This is a genomic window from Streptomyces sp. NPDC047869, assembly GCF_040704065.1.
Classification (GTDB): domain Bacteria; phylum Actinomycetota; class Actinomycetes; order Streptomycetales; family Streptomycetaceae; genus Streptomyces.
Window position 1 is genome coordinate 18,264 of record NZ_JBEYRK010000032.1, and the last position, 25,860, is coordinate 44,123.

Annotated in this window: 23 protein-coding genes; 16 read left to right on the forward strand and 7 right to left on the reverse strand. The window is 73.5% G+C overall.

Annotated features, from left to right (window positions below):
* Positions 1–29: 29 nt before the first annotated feature.
* Entirely contained in the window at positions 30–737 is a 708-nt protein-coding gene (locus AB0924_RS30915) for a TetR/AcrR family transcriptional regulator (RefSeq protein ID WP_358939869.1), read from the reverse strand.
* A 155-nt stretch (positions 738–892) separates the two neighbouring features.
* Here AB0924_RS30915 and AB0924_RS30920 point away from each other — a divergent pair, with 155 nt between their 5' ends.
* Together AB0924_RS30920 and AB0924_RS30925 are read left to right on the forward strand one after the other, a co-directional pair.
* Positions 893–2,113, forward strand: a complete 1,221-nt coding sequence (locus AB0924_RS30920) for a saccharopine dehydrogenase C-terminal domain-containing protein (RefSeq protein WP_366913129.1) — start codon at positions 893–895, stop codon at positions 2,111–2,113.
* A gap of 122 nt (positions 2,114–2,235) precedes the next feature.
* Positions 2,236–2,487, forward strand: coding sequence for a WhiB family transcriptional regulator (locus AB0924_RS30925; protein ID WP_358939864.1), 252 nt, complete (start codon positions 2,236–2,238; stop codon positions 2,485–2,487).
* A 96-nt stretch (positions 2,488–2,583) separates the two neighbouring features.
* Here the strand turns inward: AB0924_RS30925 and AB0924_RS30930 are convergent, their stop codons facing one another.
* Positions 2,584–4,011, reverse strand: a complete 1,428-nt coding sequence (locus AB0924_RS30930; protein WP_366913130.1) for a M1 family metallopeptidase — start codon at positions 4,009–4,011, stop codon at positions 2,584–2,586.
* A gap of 168 nt (positions 4,012–4,179) precedes the next feature.
* Between AB0924_RS30930 and AB0924_RS30935 the strand changes: the two genes are divergently transcribed.
* Positions 4,180–4,530 (forward strand): DUF488 family protein, encoded by a 351-nt coding sequence (locus AB0924_RS30935; protein ID WP_366913131.1) that lies wholly within the window; start codon positions 4,180–4,182, stop codon positions 4,528–4,530.
* 32 nt (positions 4,531–4,562) lie between these two features.
* Here AB0924_RS30935 and AB0924_RS30940 read toward each other — a convergent pair whose 3' ends face one another.
* Entirely contained in the window at positions 4,563–6,236 is a 1,674-nt protein-coding gene (locus AB0924_RS30940) for an FAD-binding dehydrogenase (RefSeq protein ID WP_358939907.1), read from the reverse strand.
* 35 nt (positions 6,237–6,271) lie between these two features.
* On the reverse strand, positions 6,272–6,901 hold the full coding sequence (locus AB0924_RS30945) for a TetR/AcrR family transcriptional regulator (RefSeq protein ID WP_366913132.1): 630 nt from the start codon (positions 6,899–6,901) through the stop codon (positions 6,272–6,274).
* A gap of 137 nt (positions 6,902–7,038) precedes the next feature.
* Between AB0924_RS30945 and AB0924_RS30950 the strand changes: the two genes are divergently transcribed.
* A complete protein-coding gene (locus tag AB0924_RS30950) occupies positions 7,039–7,668 on the forward strand; it encodes an alpha-ketoglutarate-dependent dioxygenase AlkB (RefSeq protein ID WP_358939856.1) in 630 nt (209 codons plus the stop codon).
* 88 nt (positions 7,669–7,756) lie between these two features.
* On the forward strand, positions 7,757–8,992 hold the full coding sequence (locus tag AB0924_RS30955; protein ID WP_358939854.1) for a DUF4032 domain-containing protein: 1,236 nt from the start codon (positions 7,757–7,759) through the stop codon (positions 8,990–8,992).
* A 1-nt stretch (position 8,993) separates the two neighbouring features.
* Here AB0924_RS30955 and AB0924_RS30960 read toward each other — a convergent pair whose 3' ends face one another.
* Positions 8,994–9,860, reverse strand: a complete 867-nt coding sequence (locus tag AB0924_RS30960; protein ID WP_366913133.1) for a universal stress protein — start codon at positions 9,858–9,860, stop codon at positions 8,994–8,996.
* 241 nt (positions 9,861–10,101) lie between these two features.
* On the opposite strand from AB0924_RS30960, the gene AB0924_RS30965 reads away from it, so the two are divergent.
* Genes AB0924_RS30965 through AB0924_RS30975 form a run of 3 tightly spaced genes read left to right on the forward strand, consistent with a single transcriptional unit; the run spans position 10,102 to position 13,597 of the window.
* Positions 10,102–11,778 carry an FAD-dependent oxidoreductase gene (locus AB0924_RS30965; RefSeq protein WP_358939849.1) on the forward strand — a complete coding sequence of 559 codons (1,677 nt, stop codon included), beginning with the start codon at positions 10,102–10,104 and terminating at the stop codon, positions 11,776–11,778.
* Positions 11,775–13,250, forward strand: coding sequence for an ATP-binding protein (locus tag AB0924_RS30970; RefSeq protein ID WP_366913134.1), 1,476 nt, complete (start codon positions 11,775–11,777; stop codon positions 13,248–13,250). Before AB0924_RS30965 ends, AB0924_RS30970 begins: the two co-directional genes overlap by 4 nt.
* Positions 13,247–13,597: a UBP-type zinc finger domain-containing protein gene (locus AB0924_RS30975; protein WP_366913135.1), complete on the forward strand. Its 351-nt coding sequence runs from the start codon at positions 13,247–13,249 to the stop codon at positions 13,595–13,597. Before AB0924_RS30970 ends, AB0924_RS30975 begins: the two co-directional genes overlap by 4 nt.
* A gap of 31 nt (positions 13,598–13,628) precedes the next feature.
* Here the strand turns inward: AB0924_RS30975 and AB0924_RS30980 are convergent, their stop codons facing one another.
* On the reverse strand, positions 13,629–14,849 hold the full coding sequence (locus AB0924_RS30980; protein WP_366913136.1) for an SGNH/GDSL hydrolase family protein: 1,221 nt from the start codon (positions 14,847–14,849) through the stop codon (positions 13,629–13,631).
* Between the two features lie 189 nt (positions 14,850–15,038).
* Complete coding sequence (locus AB0924_RS30985; protein ID WP_366913137.1) at positions 15,039–16,826, reverse strand: M4 family metallopeptidase; 1,788 nt, start codon at positions 16,824–16,826, stop codon at positions 15,039–15,041.
* A gap of 307 nt (positions 16,827–17,133) precedes the next feature.
* Here AB0924_RS30985 and AB0924_RS30990 point away from each other — a divergent pair, with 307 nt between their 5' ends.
* From AB0924_RS30990 to AB0924_RS31025, 8 genes are all read left to right on the forward strand, one after another.
* Entirely contained in the window at positions 17,134–18,351 is a 1,218-nt protein-coding gene (locus tag AB0924_RS30990; protein ID WP_358934411.1) for a serine hydrolase domain-containing protein, read from the forward strand.
* Between the two features lie 92 nt (positions 18,352–18,443).
* Entirely contained in the window at positions 18,444–19,121 is a 678-nt protein-coding gene (locus AB0924_RS30995; RefSeq protein ID WP_358934409.1) for an AIM24 family protein, read from the forward strand.
* 152 nt (positions 19,122–19,273) lie between these two features.
* Positions 19,274–20,314, forward strand: coding sequence for a tetratricopeptide repeat protein (locus AB0924_RS31000; RefSeq protein WP_358934407.1), 1,041 nt, complete (start codon positions 19,274–19,276; stop codon positions 20,312–20,314).
* Positions 20,311–21,342, forward strand: coding sequence for a polyprenyl synthetase family protein (locus AB0924_RS31005; protein ID WP_366913138.1), 1,032 nt, complete (start codon positions 20,311–20,313; stop codon positions 21,340–21,342). Before AB0924_RS31000 ends, AB0924_RS31005 begins: the two co-directional genes overlap by 4 nt.
* An 87-nt stretch (positions 21,343–21,429) precedes the next feature.
* Positions 21,430–22,398 carry a threonine/serine dehydratase gene (locus AB0924_RS31010; protein WP_358934426.1) on the forward strand — a complete coding sequence of 323 codons (969 nt, stop codon included), beginning with the start codon at positions 21,430–21,432 and terminating at the stop codon, positions 22,396–22,398.
* 242 nt (positions 22,399–22,640) lie between these two features.
* Positions 22,641–24,212, forward strand: a complete 1,572-nt coding sequence (locus tag AB0924_RS31015) for a serine/threonine-protein kinase (protein WP_358934403.1) — start codon at positions 22,641–22,643, stop codon at positions 24,210–24,212.
* Between the two features lie 49 nt (positions 24,213–24,261).
* On the forward strand, positions 24,262–25,233 hold the full coding sequence (locus tag AB0924_RS31020) for an LLM class F420-dependent oxidoreductase (RefSeq protein ID WP_358934400.1): 972 nt from the start codon (positions 24,262–24,264) through the stop codon (positions 25,231–25,233).
* A 123-nt stretch (positions 25,234–25,356) separates the two neighbouring features.
* Entirely contained in the window at positions 25,357–25,782 is a 426-nt protein-coding gene (locus tag AB0924_RS31025) for an SsgA family sporulation/cell division regulator (RefSeq protein ID WP_366913139.1), read from the forward strand.
* The last annotated feature ends 78 nt before the right edge of the window (positions 25,783–25,860 follow it).

Here is a 25,860-nt window from a genome sequence, read left to right on the forward strand (position 1 = left end):
CGGGCGGACGGCCGGCGCGGTCCGGGTCCTCAGGGCCGCTGGGCGCCGAGCCGTCCGGCCGCACTGTCCAGCAGCATCTCCAGGGCCGTCGGATAGGCGCTGGTGACCATGCGCCGGGCCAGCAGCGGGGCCGCCTCGGCGATGCGGGGGTGGGTGTCGTGGGGCAGGCGGGCGTAGGTGGAGTGCCACTTGTCCTCGTCGGCGCGCTGGGAGGCGCTGGGCAGGGCCAGTGACGCGGAGTCCAGGGCGGCGAAGGCCAGGGTCTGGTCGATGAAGGCGTGGTACACGCGGACCGTCTCCGGCAGGGAGAACCCGGCCGAGCGCAGGACGTCCAGCACGGCCTCGTCGGCGGCCAGCTCATGGGCGCGGCCGGTGACCCGGTTGGCGGTGAGCAGTGCCGCCTGCGGGTGCGCGACGTACACGCCGTGGATGCGCAGCCCGATCGTCCGCAGGTCCGCCCGCCACCGCCCGGTCGGCTCCCAGCCGGCCAGCGCCTCGCCGATGAGGGCGTCGCCGATGGCCAGGGTCAGCTCGTCCATGCCCCGGAAGTACCGGTACAGCGTGCTGGGATCGCAGTCCAGGGCGAGACCGAGGCGGCGGGCGGTGAGCCCGGTGCTGCCGTGCTCGCGCAGCAGCCTGAGCGCGGTCGCGACGATGAGTGTCTCGGACAGCACGGTGCCACTCCGGGTCGGACGGCGCCGACGGCGCCTGTCCTCGGGCACGACGGGCTTGGGCACAGCGGCTCCCTCCTGCCTCCGCGCGGCTTATGCCAACGCCATTGACCTTACGCCACCGTCCGGCGTTGGATTCCGGGCAAGGCGCGCCTGCCCCGATGTTCCGTTCCGTTCCGTTCGTGACTGTTTCCGTTCGTGTCAGGCAGGGAGTTTCCGTCATGCGTGTACTGCTCGTGGGAGCCGGCGGCGTCGGCACCGCCATCACCCGGATCGCGGCCCGGCGTCCGTTCCTCGACCTGATGGTGGTCGCCGACTACGACCCCGCGCGGGCCGGGGCGGCGGTCGCGGCCCTCGGTGAGGCCGGTGCCCGGTTCCGCGCCGAACAGGTGGACGCGGCCGACGAGGCCGGGGTCGCCGCGCTGCTCACCCGGTACGGCTGCGACGTGCTGCTCAACGCCACCGACCCGCGGTTCGTCATGCCTCTGTTCCGGGCGGCGCGCGCGGCCGGCGCGACCTATGTCGACATGGCGATGTCCCTGTCCCGGCCGCACCCCGAGCGGCCGTACGAGGAGTGCGGGGTCAAGCTGGGTGACGAGCAGTTCGCGCTGGCCGGCGAGTGGGAGAAGGCGGGTGCGCTCGCCCTGGTCGGCATGGGGGTGGAGCCCGGCCTGTCGGACGTGTTCGCCCGCTACGCGACCGACGAACTCTTCGACACCGTCGAGGAGATCGGTGTCCGCGACGGCGCCGATCTCACCGTGGACGGCTACGACTTCGCGCCCTCGTTCAGCATCTGGACCACCATCGAGGAGTGCCTGAACCCGCCGGTCGTGTACGAGACCGGGCGGGGCTGGTTCACCACCGCCCCGTTCAGCGAGCCCGAGGTGTTCGACTTCCCCGAGGGGATCGGGCCGGTGGAGTGCGTGAACGTGGAGCACGAGGAGGTGCTGCTGATGCCGCGCTGGGTCGGCGCGGACCGCGTCACCTTCAAGTACGGGCTGGGCCGGGAGTTCGTCGAGACGCTGAAAACCCTGCACCGCCTGGGACTTGACCGCACCGAACCGGTGACCGTGCCGGGCCCGGACGGGCCGGTCGCGGTCTCGCCGCGGGACGTGGTCGCCGCGTGCCTGCCGGACCCGGCGACGCTGGGCGAGCGGATGCGCGGCAAGACCTGTGCGGGCACCTGGGTGCGCGGCACGAAGGACGGGGCGCCGCGCGAGGTGTACCTGTATCACGTGGTCGACAACCAGTGGTCCATGGCGGAGTACGGGTGTCAGGCGGTGGTGTGGCAGACGGCGGTCAATCCGGTCGTCGCCCTCGAACTCCTCGCCACCGGCGCCTGGTCGGGTACGGGCGTCCTCGGCCCGGAGGCCTTCCCCGCCGGCCCGTTCCTCAACCTGCTGACCGCGTACGGCTCCCCGTGGGGCATGCGCGAGCAGTGACCGGGACGCGGCCCGCGCCGCCCGAAAACTCCGGCTCCCTGTTTCATGCCGCCCCGACCGGTCACCCGAACTGGAAGAACGCATTCGACTGGCACGGACGACTCAGACCGGAGGAGACTTCGATGGACAACTGGCGCGAACATGCCGCGTGCCGTCACGAGGACCCCGACCTCTTCTTCCCTATCGGCACCACCGGGCCTTCGCAGGTGCAGGCGCAGCAGGCGAAGGCGGTGTGCGGGGGCTGCCCGGTACGGGAGCAGTGTCTGGACTGGGCCCTGGACACGGGCCAGTCCATCGGGATCTGGGGCGGTACGACCGAGACGGAGCGCCGCGCGCTCAGGCGCCGCGTGCGCTCCCGGCAGCGCTCCGGCTGAACCGGACGCCGGGCACCCGCCCCCGCACCGGCGATTCGAGGCCGGTGCCCGCACTCGCACCGCCGGAGCAGACCCGCCCCGGCGGTGCGACCGTTTCTAGGCCCGGCCGGGCTTGCCCCGCTCGTACAGCCAGGTGTGGAACAGACCGTCCAGGTTCTTGCCGGACACCCGCTCGGCGAGTCCGGTGAACTGGGCGGTGGTGCCGTGCCCGGTGCGGTGCCCGGCCGCCCAGGCACGCAGGATGCGGAAGAAGTCCCGGTCGCCGACGGCCCGGCGCAGCTCGTGCAGGGTCATCGCGCCACGGGCGTAGACCGGTGTGTCGAAGATGTTCTCCCCGCTGCCCGGATCGCCGGGTGGGAAGGACCACAGGCGGTTGCTCGCGGGGCGGGCGTAGAGGTCGTCGAACGCCTTCTGCGCGCTGTCGCCGCCGTGCTGTTCCGCGTAGAGCCACTCGGCGTAGGTCGCGAAGCCCTCGTTGAGCCAGATGTCCTTCCAGGCGGTCAGCGAGACCGAGTCGCCGAACCACTGGTGGGCGTTCTCGTGGACCAGGGTGCTCACGTCGGGCGCCGAGTCGTAGAGGGGCCGGCTCTGCGTCTCCAGGGCGTAGCCGACGTCGGGCGCGTGGTCGACGACCGACCCGGCGGCCCGGAACGGATACGGTCCGAACAGTTTGCTCTCCCACTCCAGCACGGAGGGCAGCTTCTTCAGCACGGGCGCCGCCGCGTGCGCCTCGCGCGGGTCGACGGCGTTGTACACCTGGACGCCGTCGCGGGTCGTGTACCGCTCGACCTGGAACTTCCCGACGGTGGCGGTGGCCAGGTAGGCGGCCATGGGCTCGGCCTGGTGCCAGCGGAAGGTGGTGCGGCCGTGCGCGGTGCGCGTGCCGCGCAGGACGCCGTTGGCGACGGCGGTGCGTCCCTCAGGGACCGTGATCGTGAAGTCGTACGACGACTTGTCCCTGGGGTGGTTGTTCGCCGGGAACCAGGTCATCGCGCCCTGCGGCTCCCCGGCGACGAACGCCCCGTCGTCGGTGGGGATCCAGCCGTCCGCCGAGCCGTCCGGGTCGGTGACCGGGCCGGGGGGGCCGTGGTAGGAGACGGTGACCCGGAACTTCTGGCCCGCGCGCAGGGTGTGCGGCGGGGTGACGACGAGCTCCTGGCCGTCGCGGCGGAAGGCCGCGCGGTGGCCGCCGACTGTGACGCCGGTGACCTTCAGGCCCGACAGGTCCAGGTCGAAGCGGGTCAGCCGCTGGGTGGCGCGCGCGGTGAGGACGGCCGTGCCGTCCAGGTGCCGGGAGGCGGTGTCGTAACGGAGCGTCAGGTCGTAATGGCCTACGTGGTAGCCGCCGTTGCCGCTGAGCGGGAAGTAGGGGTCGCCCGCGCCGGCGGCGCCGGTCGTGCCGGCCGCCGCGGGGCCGGCGGCTCCGAGCAGCGCCGCCACGGCGACGGGGACGGTGGCGAGGACCGCCTCGCGGCGGAGAACTGCGGTACGTCGGCTGGGGACCTGTCTGCGCGGTGGCGTCACGGGCGCTCCTCCTGGGGGGGTGAAAGATCGTTTCGCCAGAAGAGTAGGCGCGGACCCGATCCGGTTTCGCCCTCTTTCCGGTCAAGTCACGCCGCGTCGCCGCCCGGTGGGCCGCCCGCACGGCGGTACGCTCGCAGCACCGTCCGCGACCCGAGAGGGGCCCCGACCGTGAGCGTGCGCGTGCGCCGGATCTACGAACCGCCCGAGGCGGACGACGGGCTGCGGGTCCTGGTGGACCGGCTGTGGCCGCGCGGGGTGTCCAAGGACGAGGCTCAGGTGGACGAGTGGCTGAAGGGGCTCACTCCCTCGAACGAGCTGCGCAAGTGGTTCCACGGCGGGGAGGGCTCCTTCGAGGAGTTCCGTGGCCGCTACGAGGCCGAACTCGCCGCTCCCGAGGCCGCCGAACTCCTGGACGGGCTGCGGAAGTCGGTGCGCGAGGGGCGGGTGACGCTGCTCACGGCGTCGAAGGCGCCGGAGCAGAGCCACGTCTCCGTGCTGGTGGGGCTGCTGCGCGGCTGAGTACGGCCCCGCGGTCCGGGCCCCGCTCGTCGTCAGCCCGTCTGCTTCGCCGCCGCCCGTCCCGCCGCGCGGCCCGAGAAGAGGCAGCCGCCGAGGAAGGTGCCCTCCAAGGCGTTGTAGCCGTGGACACCGCCGCCGCCGAAGCCCGCCACCTCGCCCGCCGCGTACAGCCCCTCGATGGCGTTGCCGTCGGCACCGAGGGCCCGGGAGTCGAGGTCGGTCTGGATGCCGCCGAGTGTCTTGCGGGTCAGCACCCGCAGCCGGACGCCGATCAGCGGGCCCGCCTCCGGGTCGAGGATGCGGTGCGGGGAGGCGACCCGGCCGAGGCGGTCACCGATGTAGCGGCGGGCGTTGCGGATGCCCTGGACCTGGGAGTCCTTGCTGTAGGGGTTGGCCATCTGCAGGTCGCGGGCCTCGATCTGCCGGCGCACCTCGGCCGCGTCCAGCAGCGGCTCGGCGGTGAGGGCGTTCATCTTCTCGACCAGCCGCTCCAGGGTGCCCGCGGTGACGAAGTCCGCGCCCTTGTCGAGGAAGGCCCGCACCGGGGCCGGGGCACCCTTGCCCAGCAGCCGGTCACGCAGCACGGCCTTGCGGTCCTTGGCGGTGATGTCCGGGTTCTGCTCGGAGCCGGAGAGCGCGAACTCCTTCTCGATGATCTTCCGGGTGAGGATGAACCAGGAGTGGTCGTGGCCGGCGATGTCCTCGGTGGTGCGCAGGTACTCGAGCGTGCCGAGGGTGTCGTAGCCGGGCAGGCACGGGTCGGGCAGCCGGCGGCCGAGGGCGTCGAGCCAGATGGAGGACGGGCCCGGCAGGATGCGGATGCCGTGGCCGGGCCAGACGGGGTCCCAGTTCTGCAGGCCCTCGGTGTAGTGCCACATGCGGTCCCGGTTGACCAGGCGCACGCCCGCCTCGGCGCTGATGTCGAGCATCCGGCCGTCGACGTAGGCCGGGACGCCGGTGACCATCTCCGCGGGGGGTGTACCGAGCCGCTCGGGCCAGTAGCGGCGGACGATGTCGTGGTCGGCTCCGATGCCGCCGCTGGTGACGATCACGGCCTGGGCGGTGAGTTCGAAGTCGCCGGCGCGCTCGCGGCTGGAGGGGGCGCCGCGCGGTGAGTCGTCCGCGGCGAGCACGGTGCCCCGCACCCCGCGCGCCGTGCCGTCCTCGATGACCAGCTCGTCGACCCGGTGGCGGTGGTGGAAGGTGAGCAGTCCGTCCCGGGCGGCCTGCCGGGCGTACTCGACGAAGGGTTCGACCACGCCGGTGCCGGTGCCCCAGGCGATGTGGAAGCGGGGCACGGAGTTTCCGTGGCCGCCGGCCCTGAGGTCGCCGCGCTCGGCCCAGCCGACGGTGGGCAGCAGCTCGATGCCGTGCCCGCGCAGCCAGGAGCGCTTCTCACCGGCCGCCCACTCGACGTAGGCGCGGGCCCAGCGCGCCGCCCAGGAGTCCTCGTCGGCGAGCCGGTCGAACCGCGCGCTGCCCTGCCAGTCGTTCCAGGCGAGGTCGAGGCAGTCCTTGATGCCGAGCCGGCGCTGCTCGGGCGAGTCGACGAGGAAGAGCCCGCCGAAGGACCAGAACGCCTGGCCGCCGAGGTTGGCGGCGTTCTCCTGGTCGACCAGGGCGACCGTGCGGCCCCGGCGGTTGAGTTCGTGCGCCGCGACCAGGCCGGCGAGGCCCGCTCCGACGACGATGACGTCCGCGTCCATGGCGGCCATGGGCTCCGTGTCCTTCCGTCCGCGACTCATTCGGGGGTGCCGCTGCCGTCGGTCAGCAGGGCGGTGAGCAGTTGCTTCAGCCAGCCGCGGGCGGCGTCGACGTCCCGGTCCAGCAGCAGCTGGGTGGTGACGCCGTCGTAGGCCGCGACCACCGCGCGGGCGGCGCCGTCGGCGTCGCCGAGCACGGCGGGCAGTTCGGTGTGGCCCCGGGCCCGGCCGAGGCGGTCGGCGACGGCCTCGCGCAGCCGGGCACGGTGGTCGAGGAGGGCCTGTGCGACGGCCGGGTCACGGGCCGCGTGCACCAGGAAGTCGGTCTTGACGAGCAGCCAGTCCACGTCGAGCAGCAGGACCTCGGTCACGCGGTCCACGGAGGCCGGGACGTCCAGATCGGGCCCGCCCTGCGCGAGCGCGTCGGCCACCTGGCCGGCGATGAGGTCGGCCCGCTCCCGGTAGAGGGCGAAGAACAGCTCGTCCAGGGTGGCGAAGTTGGAGTAGAAGGCGCCCCGGCTGTAGCCGGCGGTCTCGCAGACCTCCTCGATGGAGACCCGGCCGAACCCCTTGGCGGCGAACACCGCGAAGGCGGCGTCGAGCAGGTTCGCCCGGGTCCGGGCCCGCCGCCTGGTGACGCGCCGGGCCGGGTCGTCCTCGGCCGTCATGGCGGACCTCCCTTTCGATACGGGAATGTATCCGATACATCGATGTATCGAAAGGGCCTGTACAGAAGAGCACAGCCCGGGCCGGTGCGCGAGCACCCCTGGGGAACATATTTTCGATTAAGGGGTAGGGTGGGCGCATGGCCACGCACCTCCAGGGCTCCCTGTTCGACCAGACCGACGAGCTGCGGCTCGGCTCCCTCGACGGGCTGCGCCGGACCGAGCTGGGCTCCGGCGCCTGGATCGACGTGCTGCCGGGCTGGCTGAGCGGCGCGGACGCCCTGTTCGAAGAGCTGGCGGCCGAGGTCCCCTGGCGGGCGGAGCGCCGCAAGATGTACGACAACGTGGTGGCCGTCCCACGGCTGCTCGCCTTCTACGCGGCGAACGACCCGCTGCCGCACCCCGTCCTCACCGAGGCGCGGGACGCCCTGTCCGCCCGCTACGCCGAGGAGCTGGGCGAGCCGTTCACCACCGCCGGGCTGTGCTTCTACCGGGACGGGCGGGACAGCGTCGCCTGGCACGGCGACCGGATCGGGCGCGGCGCCCGCCAGGACACGATGGTCGCGATCCTGTCCGTCGGCGCGCCGCGGGATCTGCTGCTGCGTCCCGTGGGAGGCGGCGGCCCGGCCGTCCGGCGGCCGCTCGGGCACGGCGACCTCATCGTGATGGGCGGCTCCTGCCAGCGGACCTGGGAGCACTGCGTGCCCAAGACCGCCCACGCGGCGGGCCCGCGGATCAGCGTCCAGTTCCGCCCGCACGGGGTGCGGTGACGCGTCCGGCGGCCCGCTGCGCGCCGCCGCCGGGCGGGGCCAGGAGACGGGAGTCCCGCTGACGGGGGCGGGCCTTAGGGTTCGTCCCATGGCATTGCAGATCAGCGCCACGAACCCGGAGCACCCGGCGGTCCTGCTCGAACTGCCGTGGGGCGTACCGCTGGAGAAGTGGCCCGAGGAGATCCTCGTACCACTTCCCCGGGGCATCTCCCGGCACGTCGTGCGCTACGCGCGCGCCGGCGACGAGGTGATCGCCGTCAAGGAGCTGGCCGAACGGCCCGCGCTGCGCGAGTACGAGCTGCTGCGGGACCTCGACCGGCTGGGCATCCCGGCCGTCGACCCGCTCGCCGTGGTCACCGGCCGCACCGACGGCGCCGGCGCCCCGCTGGAGCCGGTGCTGATCACCCGGCATCTGCGCGGCTCGATGCCGTACCGCTCGATGTTCGAGACCACCATGCGCCCGGCGACCATGCACCGGCTGATGGACGCCCTCGCGGTGCTGCTGGTCCGGCTGCATCTGAGCGGGTTCGCCTGGGGCGACTGCTCGCTGTCCAACACCCTCTTCCGGCGGGACGCGGGCGCCTACGCCGCGTACCTGGTGGACGCCGAGACCGGCGACCTGCACCCCGCGCTCAGCCCCGGGCAGCGGGACTACGACCTCGACCTGGCCCGGGTGAACATCAGCGGCGAGCTGCTGGACCTGGAGGCGTCCGGAGCGCTGCACCCCTCCGTCGACCCCGTCGAGTTCGGGCACGAGATCTGCACCCGCTACACCGGCCTGTGGCAGGAGCTGACCCGCACCTCGGTGTACCCGGCGGGCAAGTACCACTACATGGAACGCCGGATACGCCGCCTCAACGACCTCGGCTTCGACGTGGCCGAGATGCAGATCGAGCACTCCTCGGGCGGCGACACGGTCGCCTTCGTGCCCAAGGTCGTCGACGCGGGCCACCACCAGCGGCAGTTGCTGCGGCTGACCGGCCTCGACGCCGAGGAGAACCAGGCGCGGCGGCTGCTCAACGACCTGGAGAGCTGGATGGCCACCCAGGACGACTACGCGCCCGGCGACCCCCTCGCCGCCCGCCCCGAGGTGCTCGCCCACCGCTGGGTGCGGGACGTGTTCCGGCCCACCGTGCGCGCCGTGCCGTTCGGGCTGCGCGGTTCCATGGACCCGGCCGAGATCTACCACGAGCTGCTGGAGCACCGCTGGTACCTGTCGGAACGGGCCCAGCACGACATCGGCCTGGACACCGCCGTCGCCGACTACATCGACAACGTCCTGCCCAGGGCGCGCACCACCCTGGAGCCGACGACGCCGGAGTAGGTCACTCGTGCGGGACCACGGCCACCGGGCACTCGGCGTGGTGCAGCACGCCGTGCGCGACCGAGCCGATCCGGGCGCCCACGGCCGTACGGCGGGACCGCCGGCCGACGACCATGAGCTGGGCCCGCCCGGCCACCGACAGCAGCACCTGCCCCGCGCTGCCCATCTCGACGTGCTCGGCGACGGGCACCTGCGGGAACCGCTCCCGCCACGGGCCGAGCGCGTCGGCCAGGGCCTGCTTCTCGTACGGCTCCAGGCCGCCCGCCTCGTCCAGGAGCTTCAGCGAGCCCGGGCTGTAGGCGAAGACCGGCGGCAGCGTCCAGGCGCGCACCGCACGGACGGTGGCACCGCGCACGGCCGCCGTCTCGAACGCGAACCGCAGCGCGGCCGCGCTGTCCTCCGGGCCGCCGTGCTGGCCGACCACGACGTCCCGCCCGGCGGCCTCCGCCGCCGCCCGGTCGCCGGCCCGCACCAGGACCACGGGCCGGGCCGTCTCGGCGATCACCTGCCGGCCCACCGAGCCCAGCAGGAAGCCCATCACCGGGCCGTGCCCGCGGGAGCCCAGCACCAGCAGCTCGGACCCGGCGGCCGCGTCGGTCAGCGCGTCCGCGACGCCGCCCTCGAGCACGTCCACGTCCACGGCGAGCTCCGGGTGCCGGCCGGCGACGGTGCGCACGGCCTCCCGCACCCCTTCGGACACCCAGCCGTGCTGGGTGTCCCGGTCGGCCGTGGCGAGCGCCTCGGCGTAGCGCCAGGCGTGCACCACACGCAGCGGCAGCCCCCGGCGCACGGCCTCCCTGGCCGCCCAGTCAAGCGCGGCCAGGCTCTCCTCCGTACCGTCCACCCCTGCCGTGATCGGGCGTGTCATGCCTCGGGCCTCCTCGTCGTCCGCGTCCGCGGGGCCAGTCTCCCCCACGTGCCGATCGGTCCGTACCGATCATGCCCTTTCCCTACCCGCGAAGGAGCAGATCAAGGAGCTGTCCGCGGGCCCGGCCCGTCCTCGCCGTATACCGGAGCGAAGCCGGGCGATCGAACATACGATGGGCGGGAATCGTGCGGTGACCCCCGTGGCGCCGTCCGTGAATCCGACCGCTCGGGGTGGGAGAGGCATGACACAGGCCGCCGACGCAGCGCGGACCGTCATCCTGACCGTGGACGACGACCCGGGGGTCTCCCGCGCCGTCGCCCGTGACCTCAGGCGGCGCTACGGCGAGTCGTACCGGATCGTGCGCGCGGAGTCCGGCGAGTCGGCGCTGGAGGCGCTGCGCGAGCTGAAGCTGCGCGGGGATCTGGTGGCGGTGATCCTCGCCGACTACCGGATGCCGCAGATGAACGGCATCGACTTCCTGGAACAGGCCCTGGACGTGTATCCGGGGGCCCGTCGGGTGCTGCTGACCGCGTACGCGGACACCAACGCGGCGATCGACGCGATCAACGTCGTGGACCTGGACCACTATCTGCTCAAGCCGTGGGACCCGCCGGAGGAGAAGCTCTACCCGGTGCTGGACGACCTGCTCCAGGCGTGGCGTACCAGCGCCTACAAGCCGGTGCCCAGCACCAAGGTCGTGGGGCACCGCTGGTCGGCCCGATCCTCGGACGTGCGGGAGTTCCTGGCCCGCAACCAGGTGCCGTACCGCTGGTACTCGGTGGAGGAGCCCGAGGGGCGGCGGCTGCTCACCGCGGCCGGGCAGGACGGACAGCGGCTGCCGCTGGTGATCACCCCCGACGGGACGGCCCTGGTCGAGCCCGAGGCGCCCGAGCTGGCCGCGCGGGTGGGCCTGGCGACGACACCGACGGCCGACTTCTACGACCTGGTGGTGATCGGCGGCGGCCCGGCCGGCCTCGGCGCCGCCGTGTACGGGGCCTCGGAGGGTCTGCGGACCGTGCTCGTGGAGAGGTCCGCGACCGGCGGGCAGGCCGGGCAGAGCTCCCGGATCGAGAACTACCTGGGCTTCCCCGACGGGGTCTCCGGCGGGCAGCTCACCGACCGGGCGCGGCGGCAGGCGGCCAAGTTCGGCGCCGAGATCCTGACCACGCGCGAGGTGACGGGACTGGAGGTCAACGGGGCGGCCCGCGTCGTGCGGTTCGCGGACGGCTCGGCGATCGCGGCGCACAGCGTCATCCTGGCGACGGGCGTGCAGTACCGGCAACTGGGGGCCGAGGGCTGCACCGACCTCACCGGCTGCGGGGTGTTCTACGGCTCGGCGCTGACCGAGGCGCCCTCCTGCCAGGGGCACGACGTGTACATCGTCGGCGGCGCCAACTCGGCGGGCCAGGCGGCGATGTACCTGTCCCGGTTCGCCAAGTCGGTGACGCTGCTGGTGCGCGGGCCCGACCTGTCCGCGTCGATGTCGCACTACCTGATCCAGCAGATCGGCGAGGCGCCGAACATCTCGGTGCGCGCACACACGGTCGTGGACGCCGCGCACGGCTCGGGCCGGCTGGAGCAGCTGACGCTGCGTCACATGTCCAGCGGGGAGACCGAACGCGTCGACGCCCAGTGGATGTTCGTGTTCATCGGCGCCGCCCCGCTGACCGACTGGCTGGGCGGGACGGTGCTGCGCGACGAGCGCGGGTTCATCCTGGCCGGGCCCGACCTGACCGCCGACGGGCGGCCGCCGGCCGGCTGGGAGCTGGACCGGCCGCCGTACCACCTGGAGACCAGCGTCCCCGGCGTGTTCGTGGCGGGCGACGCCCGCGCCGAGTCCGCCAAGCGGGTCGCGTCCGCCGTCGGAGAGGGAGCCATGGCCGTCATGCTCGTCCACCGGTATCTGGAGCAGTCGTGAGCGGGCAGCCGGTGCCGTGCAGCCCGCGGGAGATCGGCTCCCTGTTCCTGTTCGAGAAGCTGACGCCCGAGCAGCTCGGCCGGCTGTGCGGCGAGGGCCGGGTGGAGCTGTTCCCGCCCGGCCCGGTCTACACCGAGGGCGACCCCGCCACCTGCTTCTACGTGATGATCGAGGGCACGGTCGTGCTCTCGCGGCGGGTGGGCGGCGACGACGTGGAGGTGTCCCGCACCTCGCAGCGCGGGGTGTACGCCGGCGCGATGCAGGCGTACCTGGGTGACCGGGTGCGGCAGGTGTACAACAACTCGATGCGGGTGACGGAGCCGACGCGGTTCTTCGTCCTGCCGGCGGACACCTTCGCCGAGGTCATGAGCGAGTGGTTCCCGATGGCCACGCATCTGCTGGAGGGGCTGTTCTTCGGCTCGAAGAGCACCCAGGCGGCCATCGGGCAGCGGGAACGGCTGCTGGCGCTCGGCTCGTTGTCGGCCGGGCTCACGCACGAGCTGAACAATCCCGCGGCGGCCGCCGTCCGGGCCACCTCGACGCTGCGGGAGCGGGTCGCGAAGATGCGGCACAAGCTCGCGGTGATCGCCGAGGGCCCGTTCTCCCGGGACGCGCTGGCGAGCCTGATCGAGATCCAGGAGCGCACCGCCGAGCGCGTAGCCAAGGCGCCGGCGCTCAGCCCGCTTGAGGCCTCGGACCGCGAGGACGCGCTCACCGACTGGCTGGAGGACCACGGCATCGACCACGGCTGGCAGCTCGCGCCGACCTTCGTCCAGGCGGGGCTCGACGTGGACTGGCTGGAGCAGGTCGCGGCGGCCGTGGACGCGGAGATCCTGCCCGGGGCGGTCGGCTGGCTCAACTACACCGTCGAGACCGAGCTGTTGATGGACGAGATCGAGGACTCGACCACCCGGATCTCGCACCTCGTGGACGCCGCGAAGCAGTACTCGCAGCTGGACCGGGCGCCCTACCGGGTCGTCGGTGTGCACGAACTCCTCGACAGCACCCTGCTGATGCTGTCCGGCAAGATCGGTCCGCGCATCGAGGTCGTCAAGGAGTACGCACCCGCGCTGCCGGAGGTCCCCGGCTATCCGGCGGAGCTGAACCAGGTGTGGACCAACCTCATCGACAACGCGGTGTCCGCCATGAACGGCGCCGGCGGGCAGGGCACGCTGACCGTGCGGACCGCGCTTGAGGGCGAGCAGGTGCTGGTGGAGTTCCGGGACACCGGGCCCGGGGTGCCGCCGGAGATCAGGAGCCGGATCTTCGACCCGTTCTTCACCACCAAGCCGGTCGGCCAGGGCACCGGGCTCGGCCTGGACATCTCCTGGCGGATCGTGGTGAACAAGCACCACGGCACCCTGCGCGTCGAGTCGGAGCCCGGCGACACCCGTTTCCAGGTGCTGCTGCCGCTGACCGCCGGGACACCGGAGGAGCGGTCCGCCCTGACGAACCCCGAGAAGGCAGCATGAGCGGCGGGAGCGCCATCGACCCGAGCGTCCCGCCGAGCGGCACGGGCTGTGTGGAGTGCGACGCGGCCGGCGGGTGGTGGTTCCATCTGCGCCGGTGCGCGGCCTGCGGTCACATCGGCTGCTGCGACGACTCCCCCGCCAAGCACGCCACCGCCCACTACGAGGCGACCGGGCACCCGGTGATCCGCAGCTTCGAGCCGGGCGAGGGCTGGTTCTGGAACTTCGGGACGGGCGAGCTGTACACCGACGGTCCCGAACTGGCGCCGCCCGCCGCGCACCCGGACGACCAGCCGGTGCCGGGCCCGGCGGGGCGGGTGCCGGCCGACTGGGCCGAGACGCTGCGCTGAGCCCCGTACGGCGGGGCGGCCGGGCCCGGGGTCAGCGCGCGCACTCGAGCGTGCGCGGGTCGACGGCGCCGGCCAGGGCCCGCATGCCCGCGTCGTCGAGGTGCAGATGGTCGCCGTTGTCGAAGGCGGGCAGCAGGCGCCGGGGCACGTGGGGGCTGCGCAGGACGCGGTCGAAGTCGGCGACCGCGTCGAACTCGCCGCCGGTGCGGATGAACCGGTTGGCCTCCTGGCGCACGGCCTCGGCGGCCGGGTCCCACTCGGACCAGCCCTCGAAGGGACCGATGGTCGCGCCGACCACGCACAGCCCGGCCGCGTGGGCGCGACGGACGATCGTCCGGTAGCCGGCGATCAGGTCGGCGGCGGTGACCCCGGTGTGGGCCTTGAGGTCGTTCACTCCCTCGAACAGCAGGACGGTGCGCACCCCGGGCTGGGTCAGGACGTCCCGCTCCAGCCGGTGCAGGGCGCCGGTCCCGGCGTCGTCCGTGAGCACCTTGTTGCCGGACATGCCCTCGTTGGCCACGCCCTTGACGGACGCCGGGGCCGAGTGCAGGCGCCGGGCGAGGTAGTCGGGCCAGCGCCGGTCGAGACCCGGGGTGGACTGCCAGCCGTCGGTGAGGGAGTCGCCGAGCGCCACCACGGCTCCGGTGGCGGGGTCCTCGGGCCGTACGGAGACGGCGTCCAGGTACCACCAGGAGCCGGTCGGCCGGGCCCAGTTCGCGCCGCTGGTCTCGGCGGTGTGGTCGCCCTGGCCGACGTACGACGTCTGCATCGCCAGCGCGTGCCCGGTCGCCGGGCCGGCCGCGTCGGGGGTGTGCAGGCTGACGGCGAGATCGGACCCCGCCGGGACGTTCCCGGGCAGCGGGTCGCTCCACGCGACCGTGCCGGCGGGCAGGGTGACCGCTCTGGAGCCGCGGAAGGTGAGCGGACGGTCGCTGCCGGGGACGAGCGCCGCGCCCCTGAGCCGCAGGCCGGCCCGGACGCTGTCCAGGGTCAGGGGGCGGTCGCCGAAGGCGTTGGACAGGCGGACGCGCAGGCCGCTGCCCGCCACGCTGGTGTGCACGATCAGCCGGTAGCCGCGGCCGGCGGCGCCCTCGCCGAGGCGGTCGGCGCTCGCCGCCCAGGTGACGACCTGCCCGGCCCCGCCGGTGGGTGCGGGCGGCCCGGTCGCGGCCCGTACGGGCGCCCACTGGCAGGCGAGGGTGAGCAGCAGAGCGGCGGCCAGGCGGCGGCCTCGGGCGGCCCGGCCGGTCACCGGGCGGGCTCCTCGGCCCCGGCGGACCCGCCGGGCTCCGGACGGAGCGTCCGGGACGTGTCTGCGTGTGCCACGCACGTCATGGTCCCGCCGCAGCCGCCGGTCCGCCACCTCGGCCGGCGGGGCGCCCGGACGTGCGGATGCCCCGCGCGGGGCGGGGCATCCGGTGGTGCGGGGTGCGGACGTCCGTCAGTGGCGGACGGCCGGGGTGTTGGCGGCGGTCACGTTGACCGCGGCCCAGGCCTTGTCCACCGTCTTGTACTCGGTGCTGGTCGAGCCGTAGAGGTCCTTGGCCGCCTTCAGCGTCGCGACGCGCGCGTCGTGGAAGTCGGTGGTCGAGACCATGTAGCGGGTCAGCGCCCGGTAGAAAATCGCGGTGGCCTTGGTGCGGCCGATGCCCGTCACCGTGGAGGCGTTGCGGTAGGTCGGCGAGTTGTACTTCACGCCGCCGATCGTCTTCGTGCCGCTGCCCTCCGCGAGGAGGTAGTAGGCGTGCGAGGAAACGCCGGAACCGGCGTGCACCTCGGTGAAGTACGTGTCCTTCGTCCAGTAGTCGATCGTGCCCTCGAGCTTGTCGAGCGAGGGGTGGTCGAGGCGGCGCAGGAACTTCTGGTCCAGGCCCATCTTCTCGCCGATCAGATAGTCCGGCGTGTCCTTGGCGTTGTTGGCGTAGAACTCGACGCTTGAAGCGAAGATGTCGGCGAGCGACTCGTTCAGCGAACCGGGCTCGCCGTACTGGTTGCCCCTGCTGTCGACGAAGGTGGGCTGCAGGTCGGCGGTCGCCTCCACCACGCCGTGGGTCAGCTCGTGGCCGGTGACGTCGAGGACGACGAGCGGCTTCTTGAAGACCTGGCCGTCACCGTCGCCGTAGAGCATGCAGGTGCAGGCCGGGTCCCAGAAGGCGTTGCCGACCTTGCTGCCCCAGTGGACCATTCCGCGGGCGGCCTTGGAGTTGTTGGCTATGCCCTTGCGGTTGAAGGTCTTCTTGTAGAAGTCCAACGTCTTGGTGATGCCGTACTGGGCGTCGGCGGCGGCCGTGGCCCGGCTGGAGGTCTTGCCGTTGCCCCACACGTTGGTGGTGTTGGTGAACTTCGTGCCCGAGCCGAAGGACTGGAGTTCCCGGCCCTTGGCGTCGCGGGTCTCGGTGCCGTACCGGTTCGGGTCCTTGAGCTGGTAGTGGCCGCGCGAGGTGGCCGTGGTGGTCAGACCGACGCTGCCCACGAAGAGGGTCTTGCCGGTGCCCTTGGCGGTCGCCGGGTAGTGCGTGACACCGGAGGCGCCCCATCCGGTCAGGCCGGACCCGGTGGTCGAGCCGATGCCGGTGGCCGGGTCGGCCGTCTCGCCGCTCTTGCGCAGCGCGCCGAGCAGCTTGGGCGACAGGAACTCGTCGGCGTCGGGCGTGTTGCTGCGCACCTTGCCGGTGACGGCGTCGACGACGACGGTGTTGGAGGTGCCGTTGTCGGTCACCGTGACCTGATAGGCGAGGGCGGCGGAGCCGGCGCGGGCGTCCACCACCAGCTCGGCGTCGCCGGCCTCGCCCTCGGCGGCGCGGGCCGCCTTGGCCGCGGCCTGGGCGGCCGTCAGCTCGGGCTTGGCGGCCACGGGCTTGACCGCGTGCGGGGCCGCGCTGGTGACCCCCGTGTAGGCCAGCCGCCGGTCCAGGTGGACGACGAGGTCGCCGCCGAGCACCGGCATCCCGTCGTGGGTGCGGACGAAACGCACGTGGCGCGCGCCCTCGGGGTCGACGAGCACGTCCTGGGCGTGCAGTTCGTCGCCCTGCGCGACCCCCGTCGCCGCGGTGTGGGCGAAGGCCGCGGCCTGCGCCGCCTTCACCACCGCCGTGGCGGTCGTGGCGGTGGACGCGGCGGAGCGCTCCCCACCGGTGGAGGGACCCGCGAAGGCCGTACCGGCCAGACCCGTGGCAGCGGTCGCCACCGCGACGGCGATCGCCGCGGTGCGTATGTGCGGTCTACGCAATCTGATCAGGGTTCCTTCGTTCGAAGGCGGCAGGTGTCCCAACCGCCCTGAGACGTGGCGGAGTTGAGCACCACGGGGGCTGGTCGGGCCCCGGAAGCAACCCTTATGGATCAGTCATGCACACGTAAAGGCGGAATGATCCATTTCGCACTCTTCTATGGCAATCCTTTGCAAATGCCTGCCACAGGGTGATCGCGAGATGACCAACTGTGTGTCGACTGTGGAGACGTTGCCGCCATCCCCTAGGTTCCAGGCCGGAATGTGACCGATGTCGCATCGCTAACCGCCAGGACGGGAGTGGAGCCGGATGGTCTCAGCAAGGGTCGGCAGGGGCGCGGTACTCGGAGCGGCGGTCCTGTCGCTGCTCACGGTCCCGGCGCGGGCCGCGACTCCGGATGCGGACGCCCGGACGGCGGCGACGGCGCTGCCCGCACCCGATGTCGGCGGCCTGGACGCGGTGCTGCACTCGGCGGTGGACCAGGGCGCCCCGGGCGCGCTGGCGCGCGTCGACGACGGCGACGACTCGTACCTGGTGACCCGGGGCTTCGCCGACCGGAGCACCCGTCAGGGCATCAGCGTCGCGGACCGGTTCCGCATCGGCAGCGTCACCAAGTCCTTCTCCGCCGTCGTCCTGCTGCAGCTGGCCGACGAGCACAAGCTGGACCTGGACGCCCCGGTCAACCGGTACCTGCCGAAGCTGCTGCCGGACGACCGCATCACGGTCCGGCACGTGCTGAGCCACCGCAGCGGCCTGTACGACTACAGCAACGACATGTTCGCCAAGAGCGTTTCCGGCTTCGAGGCGGTCCGCGACAAGGTCTTCGGCTACCGCGACCTGGTCGCCCTGTCCCTGAAGAAGCCCCGCACCAACGCGCCCGGCGCCGCCTACTCGTACTCGAACACCAACTACGTCGTCGCCGGCCTGCTCATCGAGAAGCTCACCGGCACGTCCGTGCGCAGCGCCTACGAGAAGCGGCTGATCACCCCGCTCGGGCTGCGCGACACGTTCTACGTGCACCCGGACACCAAGATTCCGGGCCGGCACGCCCATGGCTACCTCACCCCGGACACCGCCGGCGGGAAACTGGTCGACGCGACGGACCAGACGGTGTCCTGGGCGCAGAGCGCGGGCGCGCTCATCTCCAGCGCCAGGGACCTCAACACCTTCTACTCCGCCCTGCTGCGCGGCAAGCTGCTCTCCGCCGCCCGGCTCGCGGAGATGGAGCGCTTCACCCGGGTCGACGCCACCACGTCGTACGGGCTCGGGCTGCGCCGGCGCGACCTGTCCTGCGGCGTCTCGGTGTACGGGCACACGGGCGCCGTCCAGGGCTTCTACACCTACGCGTTCGCCTCGCAGGACGGCGAGCGCACTCTCACGGCGGCCGCCAACACCTCCAACAACGCCAAGGTGCTCGGCACACTGGCGGGCGCGCTGGAGTCGGCGTTCTGCGGCAGGAGCACCGGGAAGGGCACGGGCAAGGCCCTGCGCGTCCCGGCCGCCGGGGAGCGGGACCTGAGGCAGTGACAGGAGCCGGGACCGGCGAGGGGACCCGCTGGCCGGGCGGGCACGCGCCGTGATCTTGGCGGAACGAGTGCGTCCGGGACACCATGCACCGCATGAAGGGTTCCCTCTTTTCCAGTGAGCACGTGGTGCGGCCGGCCGTCGAGGCCGGCATGACCGTCGAGAACGCCAAGTGCATCAAGTACGCGGTGAACGGCGAGATGCACGCCCGCCAGGGCGCGATGATCGCCCACCGGGGCAGCCTCCAGTTCGAGCGCAAGGGCCAGGGTGTCGGCGGGATGCTCAAGCGCGCCGTGACCGGCGAGGGGCTGCCCCTGATGGCGGTGCGCGGCCAGGGCGAGGTCTGGTTCGCGCACGAGGCGCAGAACTGTTTCATCGTCGACGTCGAGCCGGGCGACCTGTTCACCGTCAACGGCCGCAACGTGCTGTGCTTCGACGCCTCGCTGTCCTACGAGATCAAGACCGTGAAGGGCTCGGGCATCGCCGGCGGCGGCCTGTTCAACAGCGTGTTCAGCGGACAGGGCCGGCTCGGCCTGGTCTGCGAGGGCAACCCGCTGGTGATACCCGTCTCGGCGCAGCAGCCGGTGTACGTCGACACCGACGCGGTGGTGGGCTGGACCGCGCACCTGCAGACCTCGCTGCACCGCTCGCAGTCCCTCGGCTCGATGCTGCGCGGCGGTTCGGGCGAGGCGGTGCAACTGATGCTCCAGGGCGAGGGGTTCGTCGTGGTGCGGCCCAGCGAGGCGACGCCGCAGAAGGCACAGCAGCACTGACGCCCCGTGAAGTGATCTGCGCCGCACGGGCAACCCCGCCCCGCGTACCGGCGTCTTGACCCACGACAGACCGTGCCCCGGCCTGCGGGCCGGGGCACCATTCCGGCGTGCTATACACACCGTGTATACACGTCGTGTACAGAAGGGCATGCATGTACGGCAAGGCTTTCGCCCCGGAGTACCAGGGCGCCCTGACCACCCTGTCCGTGAATTCCTCGCTGGTCGACGTACTGGCCGAGGGCACCGAGCGGCTGCGCGAGGCAGAGCGGTCCGGCCTGCCGGGCGAGGCGGCCCGCTGCGGGCTCGCCGTCGCCGAGGCGCACCGGCGGCTCGGCCGGGTGCGGGACGCCGACCGGGCCTGGAAGGCGAGCTACCGCGCCGCCCGGGACGCGGGTGACACGGCCGCGATGGCGTGGGCGCTGTGGAGCGGCGGCACCCTGGCCCGGCAGCGCGGGGCGTTCCCGCTGGCGTGGCGGCTGCTGGGGCTCGCGGCCGAACTCGGTGAGCGGGGCGGTGACGTCGTGGTCCGCGGCTACTCGCTGGCAGGTCTCGCGGAGACCGGGCGCATCCAGGGCGACTACGAGGCGGTCGGCCGGCTGCACGAGCAGCTGCTCGCCGAGGCCCGCAGGCGCGGAGAGGCCCGGCACACCGTGTGGGCGCTGGAGGGCATCGCGCAGATGCACCGCAACACCGGCGACCACGACCGGGCGTACGCGCTGTTCGAGGAGGCGGCGGAGATAGCCGAGCGGGCCGAGGACCGGCGCGGCCACGCCTGGGCGCTGCGCGGCCTGGCCGACATCGTCTCGGTCCGCGACGGCGACACCGAGCGGGCCCTGGAGCTGCTCTCCCGGGCGGAGACCACCTGCCGGGCGATGAACCTCACCAGCGCGCTCGCCTACAACCACAAGATGCGCGGCAACGTCTTCTACCGCGCGGGCCGTTACGCCGAGGCACGGGAGCTGTACGAGCTGGCCCTGGAGGAGTTCCGGGCGATGAGCGAGCCCCGCGGCGAGGCGCTGTCCCGGCTCGGCCTCGCCAAGTCGCTGGCCCGCCTGGGCCGCGACCGCGCCGGGACGGCGGCCGAACTCGCCGACCTGGCCCGGGTGCTGGAGCGCGCCGGGCTGCGGCACGCGCGGGAGATGGTGACCCGGGCGCAGCGGGAGTTCGGCCTGGACACGGAGGCCGTACGGTGAGCGGCCCCTCTCCGGCGGTGCAGGCACCGCCCTCGGCCGTGGGCACCCTCGACCGCTGCCGGGCGCTGGTGCGTCCGGCCCTGGCGGAGGCGGTGGGGCGGCTGCACCCTTGGGTGGCCGAGATGGCCGCGTACTCCTTCGGCTGGTGCGAGGTGGGCGGCGCGCCCGCCGCCGCGCCGGGCGGCAAGGGGGTGCGCCAGGCGCTCGCGGTGCTCGGCGCCGAGGCGGCGGGTGCCGACGGACGGGCCGGGGTCCCGGCGGCGGTCGCGGTGGAGCTGGTGCACGCCTTCTCACTGCTGCACGACGACATCATGGACGGCGACGCGACCCGGCGGCGCCGCCCCGCGGTGTGGAAGGCGTACGGCACGGGTCCGGCGGTGCTCGCCGGGGACGCCCTGTTCGCGCTGGCCGTGGAGACGCTGGCCGCCGCGCCCGGCGGCCCGGGCGGCCTACGGCTGCTCTCCGCCGCCCTGGCCGACCTGGTGCGCGGGCAGGCCGACGACCTGCTGTTCGCCACGCGGCCCTGCGCCGGCCCCGAGCGGGTGACACCCGGGGAGTACCGGGCGATGGCGGAGCACAAGACGGGCGCGCTGCTCGGCTGCGCCGCCGCGCTGGGCGCCGCGCTCGGCGGGGCCGGGGAGCAGGCCGTCACCGCGCTGGACCGGGCCGGACGGCACCTGGGCATCGCCTTCCAGCTCGTGGACGACGTACTGGGCATCTGGGGCGACCCGGAGGTCACCGGCAAGCCCGTGGGCGGCGATCTGCGGGAGGGCAAGAAGACCTTCCCGGTGCTGTTCGCCCTCGGCTCCCCCGCCGCCCGTCACCTGCCGGCGCTGCTGGGTCCGGCGGGGCGGGCCGAGGAGGCGGCCGCGCTGATCGAGGAGGCGGGCGGCCGGGCGGCGGCGCTGGCCGAGGCCCGCGCGCACACGGCCGTGGCCCGGGAGCTGGTCCGCGGACTCCCGGCGGCCGCGGGCGCCGCCGGGGAACTGCTCGGCCTGCTGGACCACCTGGTGGACCGCGATCTCTGAGAGTTGACCTCGCGCGTGTCCGCGGGTCAGGGTGCCGACGGCGCGGTTCCCAAGCCCGCGCCGGGAAGGTGAACGACCTTGACCAGCCTGACCGGCCTCCCGGACATCGAAGCCGCCGCACGGCGGATCGCCGGCCACGTCGTACGGACGCCGACCGTGCCGAGCCCCGGACTCACGGACCTGCTCGGCGTCCCGGTCACCGCCAAGCTCGAACTGCTGCAGCGCACCGGATCGTTCAAGGCGCGCGGCGCGACGGCCAAACTGCTGTCGCTGAGTGAGGCCGAGCGCGCGGCCGGCGTGGTGGCGGTCAGCGGCGGCAACCACGGAATCGCGGTCGCGGAGATGGCGGCGGCCCTGGACGTGAAGGCGACCGTGGTCATGCCGCGCACCGCGCCCGCGCGGTCCATCGGGCTGGTTGAGGCGGCCGGGGCGTCGGTGCGGCTGACCGACGGCATGGACAGCGCATTCGAGCTGGTGATGGACCTGCGGGACGAGGGGCTGACCCTGGTCCACCCGTTCGACGATCCGGTCGTGATCGCCGGGCAGGGCACGGTGGGACTGGAGCTGGCCGAGGACACCGCCGGCTCCGACGGGCCGACGGACGTCCTGGTCAGCGTGGGCGGCGGCGGTCTGATCGCCGGTGTGGCGGCCGCGCTGCGCGCCCGCTGCCCGGGAGTACGGGTGTGGGGCGTGGAGACGGAGGGAGCCGAGGCCATGTCCGGTGCGCTCCGGGCGGGCGGTCCCCGGCAGGTGCCGGTGTCCTCGCTCGTCACCACGCTGAGCGCGCCCTCCGTGTCGCGGCTGACGTACGACCATGTGTCGGCGCTGGTCGAGGAGGTCCTGGTGGTGCCGGACCGGGATGCGGTGCGGGGCTGCCTGGACCTCGCCGACCGGGCCAAGCTGTGGACCGAACCGGCCGCCGGCTGTCTGCTTCCGGCGGCGCGGCTGGTGCTGGACCGCGTCGGCGACGGAGCCCGGCTCGGCCTCGTGGTGTGCGGGGGCAACGCGGCGCCCGGGGAGCTCTTCGGCTGGGCGGACCGCTTCGGACTGCTCTGAACTCGTCGCCTGCCCGGGGCGGAACCCCCCGACGCGGCCGGCGAACGCGCTGTACAGCCGGGCGTCTACCGTCGGTAACCCACAGGTCGATGTCCGGCCGCGTGCCGCCTTCGTAAACCGCCCGCCCCTGTCGACGCGTTGAATAAAAGGCAGGAACGGGGCCGGAGTCGCGGATCCTTTGAACGCACCCCGGCGCACCCCGCGTACCTCTGGGCAAGTCGAGTCAGGGGTTTCAGCGAGGGATGACCATGGTCAAGGCGCACGTCTCCGCACACGGGCTGATCGCCGGCCGGTACCGGCTGCTCGAGATCTCCGCCCGCGAGACGAACCGGCTGTGGTGGCCCGCCGAGGACGTGACGTCCGGCCGGCCCCGGCTGATGGCGCGGACCGAACTGCCGGACACCGCCGACGCGGACACCGTGCGGCGCGCCACGGCCCGGGTGATGCGGACCTCCGAGATCATGCGGCTGCTGTGCCCCGGGCGGGTCGCCCCGGTCGTCGACGCCGTCGTGGAGGCGGGCACCCTGTGGACGGTCACGGACCGGATCGAGGGCACGCCGCTCGGCGAACTCCTGGACCGGGAGGGCCCGTTCCACCCGGTCCGGGCGGCACGGCTCGGCCTGGACATCCTCGACGTCCTCCAGGCGGCGCACGACGAGGGCATCACCCACGGCGAGCTGAGCCCCGGCCAGGTCTTCGTCCGGGACGGCCGACCGGTCCTGGTGGCCGGGTTCGGGCTGGCGGGCACCACACTGGCCCCGCGGCTCACGGCGCCGTCGTACGCCTCGCCGGAACAGGCCCGCGACGAGCGCGTCGGACCGGCCGCCGACCTGTGGGCGCTCGGCGCGATCCTCTACACGATGGTCGAGGGGCGTCCGCCCTTCCGCGACCGCGGCCGGCCCGACGCCACCCTGCGGGCCGTGGACCGGCTGCCGGTGCGCACCCCGCTGCGCACCGGCCCCCTCACCCAGGCCGTCCAGGGCCTGCTGCGCAAGAACTCCCGTGAGCGGCTCAACCGGGGCGTCGTCCGGGACGCCCTGGTCCGGGCCCTCGACGAGGACTCCGACGCGGACCGGTGCCCCGCGCCCGCGCCCCGGCTGCGCGACGCCTACGCGGCCGTGCGGCACGCCGCGCCGGCTCCGGGCAGGCGGCTGCTGGTGGCCGGGACCGCGCTGACCGTCGTCACCGTCGCGGTCGCCGTGCTGGCCGTGACCCACCGGCTGCCGGGCACCACCACCGCGGCCGCCCCGGCCCGGACCACCGCCACGGCCGTCCCGCCGCCCGGCCGCACCGGCGACGGCGGCGCCGGCCCCGGTGCGAGCCCGGGCCCGAGCAGCTCCCCCGCCCTGCCGGCCGGCTACCGGCGCTACTCCGCCCCGGAAGGCTTCTCCGTGGCTCTGCCGGCCGACTGGAAGCGCCTGGCCACCTCGCGCGCGGCCGACCACGCCTACCGCGTCACCTTCGGCCCCGGCGGCGCCTCCCCCACGCTCGCCGTCACCTACAGCGAGCGGGTCGGCCCGGACCCGGTCGCCGTCTGGCGCGACGAGGTCGAACCGGCGCTGGCACGGCTCCCCGGCTACCACCGGATCGGCACCGTGCGGGCCCTCACCTACCGCACGCACCGGGCGGCAGACCTGGAATGGGTGGCCGGCTCCGGGGCCGCCCGTACGCACACCCTGGGGCGGGGCTTCCTCCTGGGCGGCGGGCGCGGCTTCTCGCTGCGGTACACCACACCGGCCGCGGACTGGGGCGACTCCGCCGGCACCATCGCGCTGAAGACCTTCCTGGGGACCTTCCGCGCGCCGGGGGACTGACCGGCGGCACCGGCCGTTTTCGCTCCGGCAGCCCGGGGACTCGCGTCGTATGGTGCAAATCGGATACACGATGATGACCGAGCAGGCCGGCCCCCGGGACCTGGTGGACCACCTGGTGCGGGCCGAGGAGGCCGGCTTCGACTTCTCGGTGACCTCGGACCACTACTTCCCGTGGCTGCGTTCCCAGGGCCACGCCCCGTACGCGTGGAGCGTGCTCGGCGCCGCGGCGCAGGCCACGTCGCGGATCCCGCTGATGACCTACGTGACCTGCCCCCTGGTCCGCTATCACCCCGCCGTGGTGGCGCAGAAGGCGGCGACGATGCAGTTGCTGTCCGAGGGCAGGTTCCGGCTCGGGCTGGGCGCGGGCGAGAACCTCAACGAGCACGTGGTGGGCGGCGGCTGGCCCCCGGTGGACGTGCGCCACGAGATGCTGGAGGAGGCGGTGGAGATCATCCGCGCGCTGCTGGAGGGCGGCCACGTCACCCACCACGGCACGCACTACGACGTGGAGTCGGCCCGGCTGTGGGACCTGCCGGACCAGGCGCCGCCGATCGGCCTCGCCGTCTCCGGCGAACAGTCCTGCAAGCTCGCCGGGCACCTCGCCGACCTGGTCATCGCCACCGAGCCGAAGAAGGGGCTGCTGGAGGCCTTCGACCGGCACGGCGGCACCGGCAAGCCCCGGGTGGGCCAGTTGCCGGTGTGCTACGACCCCGACCGGGAGGCCGCGGTGAAGCGGGCGCACGCCCAGTTCCGCTGGTTCGGCCTGGGCTGGAAGGTGAACGCCGAGCTGCCGCACCCCGACTCCTTCGAGGCCGCGACCCAGTTCGTGACCACCGACGACGTCTCCTCCGCCATCCCCTGCGGCGACGACCCGGACGCGTTCGTCGAGGCCGTACGGCCGTACGCCGAGGCCGGGTTCGGAGAGGTCGCCCTGGTGCAGATCGGCGGCGACTCGCAGCCGGAGTTCCTGGACTGGTCGGCGAAGACCCTGCTGCCCGCCCTGCGCGAGGAGTTCGGCTGACCCGGGAGGGCGAAAGCGGGAGGGCGGAAACGGAGGCGCTGCGGATTGAGCCGTAAGGGTGAGCATTTCAGGCCTGTACGGGGTACTAGAGGTCCCTACGCCGATTGCTTCCGGAGGACCTTGGTGAACCGCTTCGTGCACAAGACCCTGGTGGTGCAGCTCCAGGCGGAGGGCACCGCCCGGTGTCCGGTGCTCGCCCATCTGAGCTATGACGCCGGGGACCCGTTCGCCGTCACCGCCGCGTTCGGCCACGACGGCCGCGTGCTGGCCCGGTGGCGGCTGGACCGGGAGATGCTCTCCGACGGGCTGACCGGCCCGGTGGGCGTCGGCGACGTCCGGCTGCGTCCGGTCTCCGCCGGGCGGTGGCGGGAGCTGCGCATGGAGTTCCTCGGCGACTACCGGGCCGACGGCGGCCGCCACCACGCGGTGGTGTACGCCTGGGCGCCGGCGGTCGCCGCGTTCCTGCACCAGACCCGGGAAGTGGTCCCGCCCGGGCAGGAGGAGGTCCAGGTGGACGAGCTGCTGGCGGAGATCCTCTCCACGGGCTGAGCGGCGGCCGGGCGGGGTGGCCGGCCGAGCGGGCGGACGACCGCCGGCTGAGTCATGGGCCGGGGCGCCCCTGAGTAG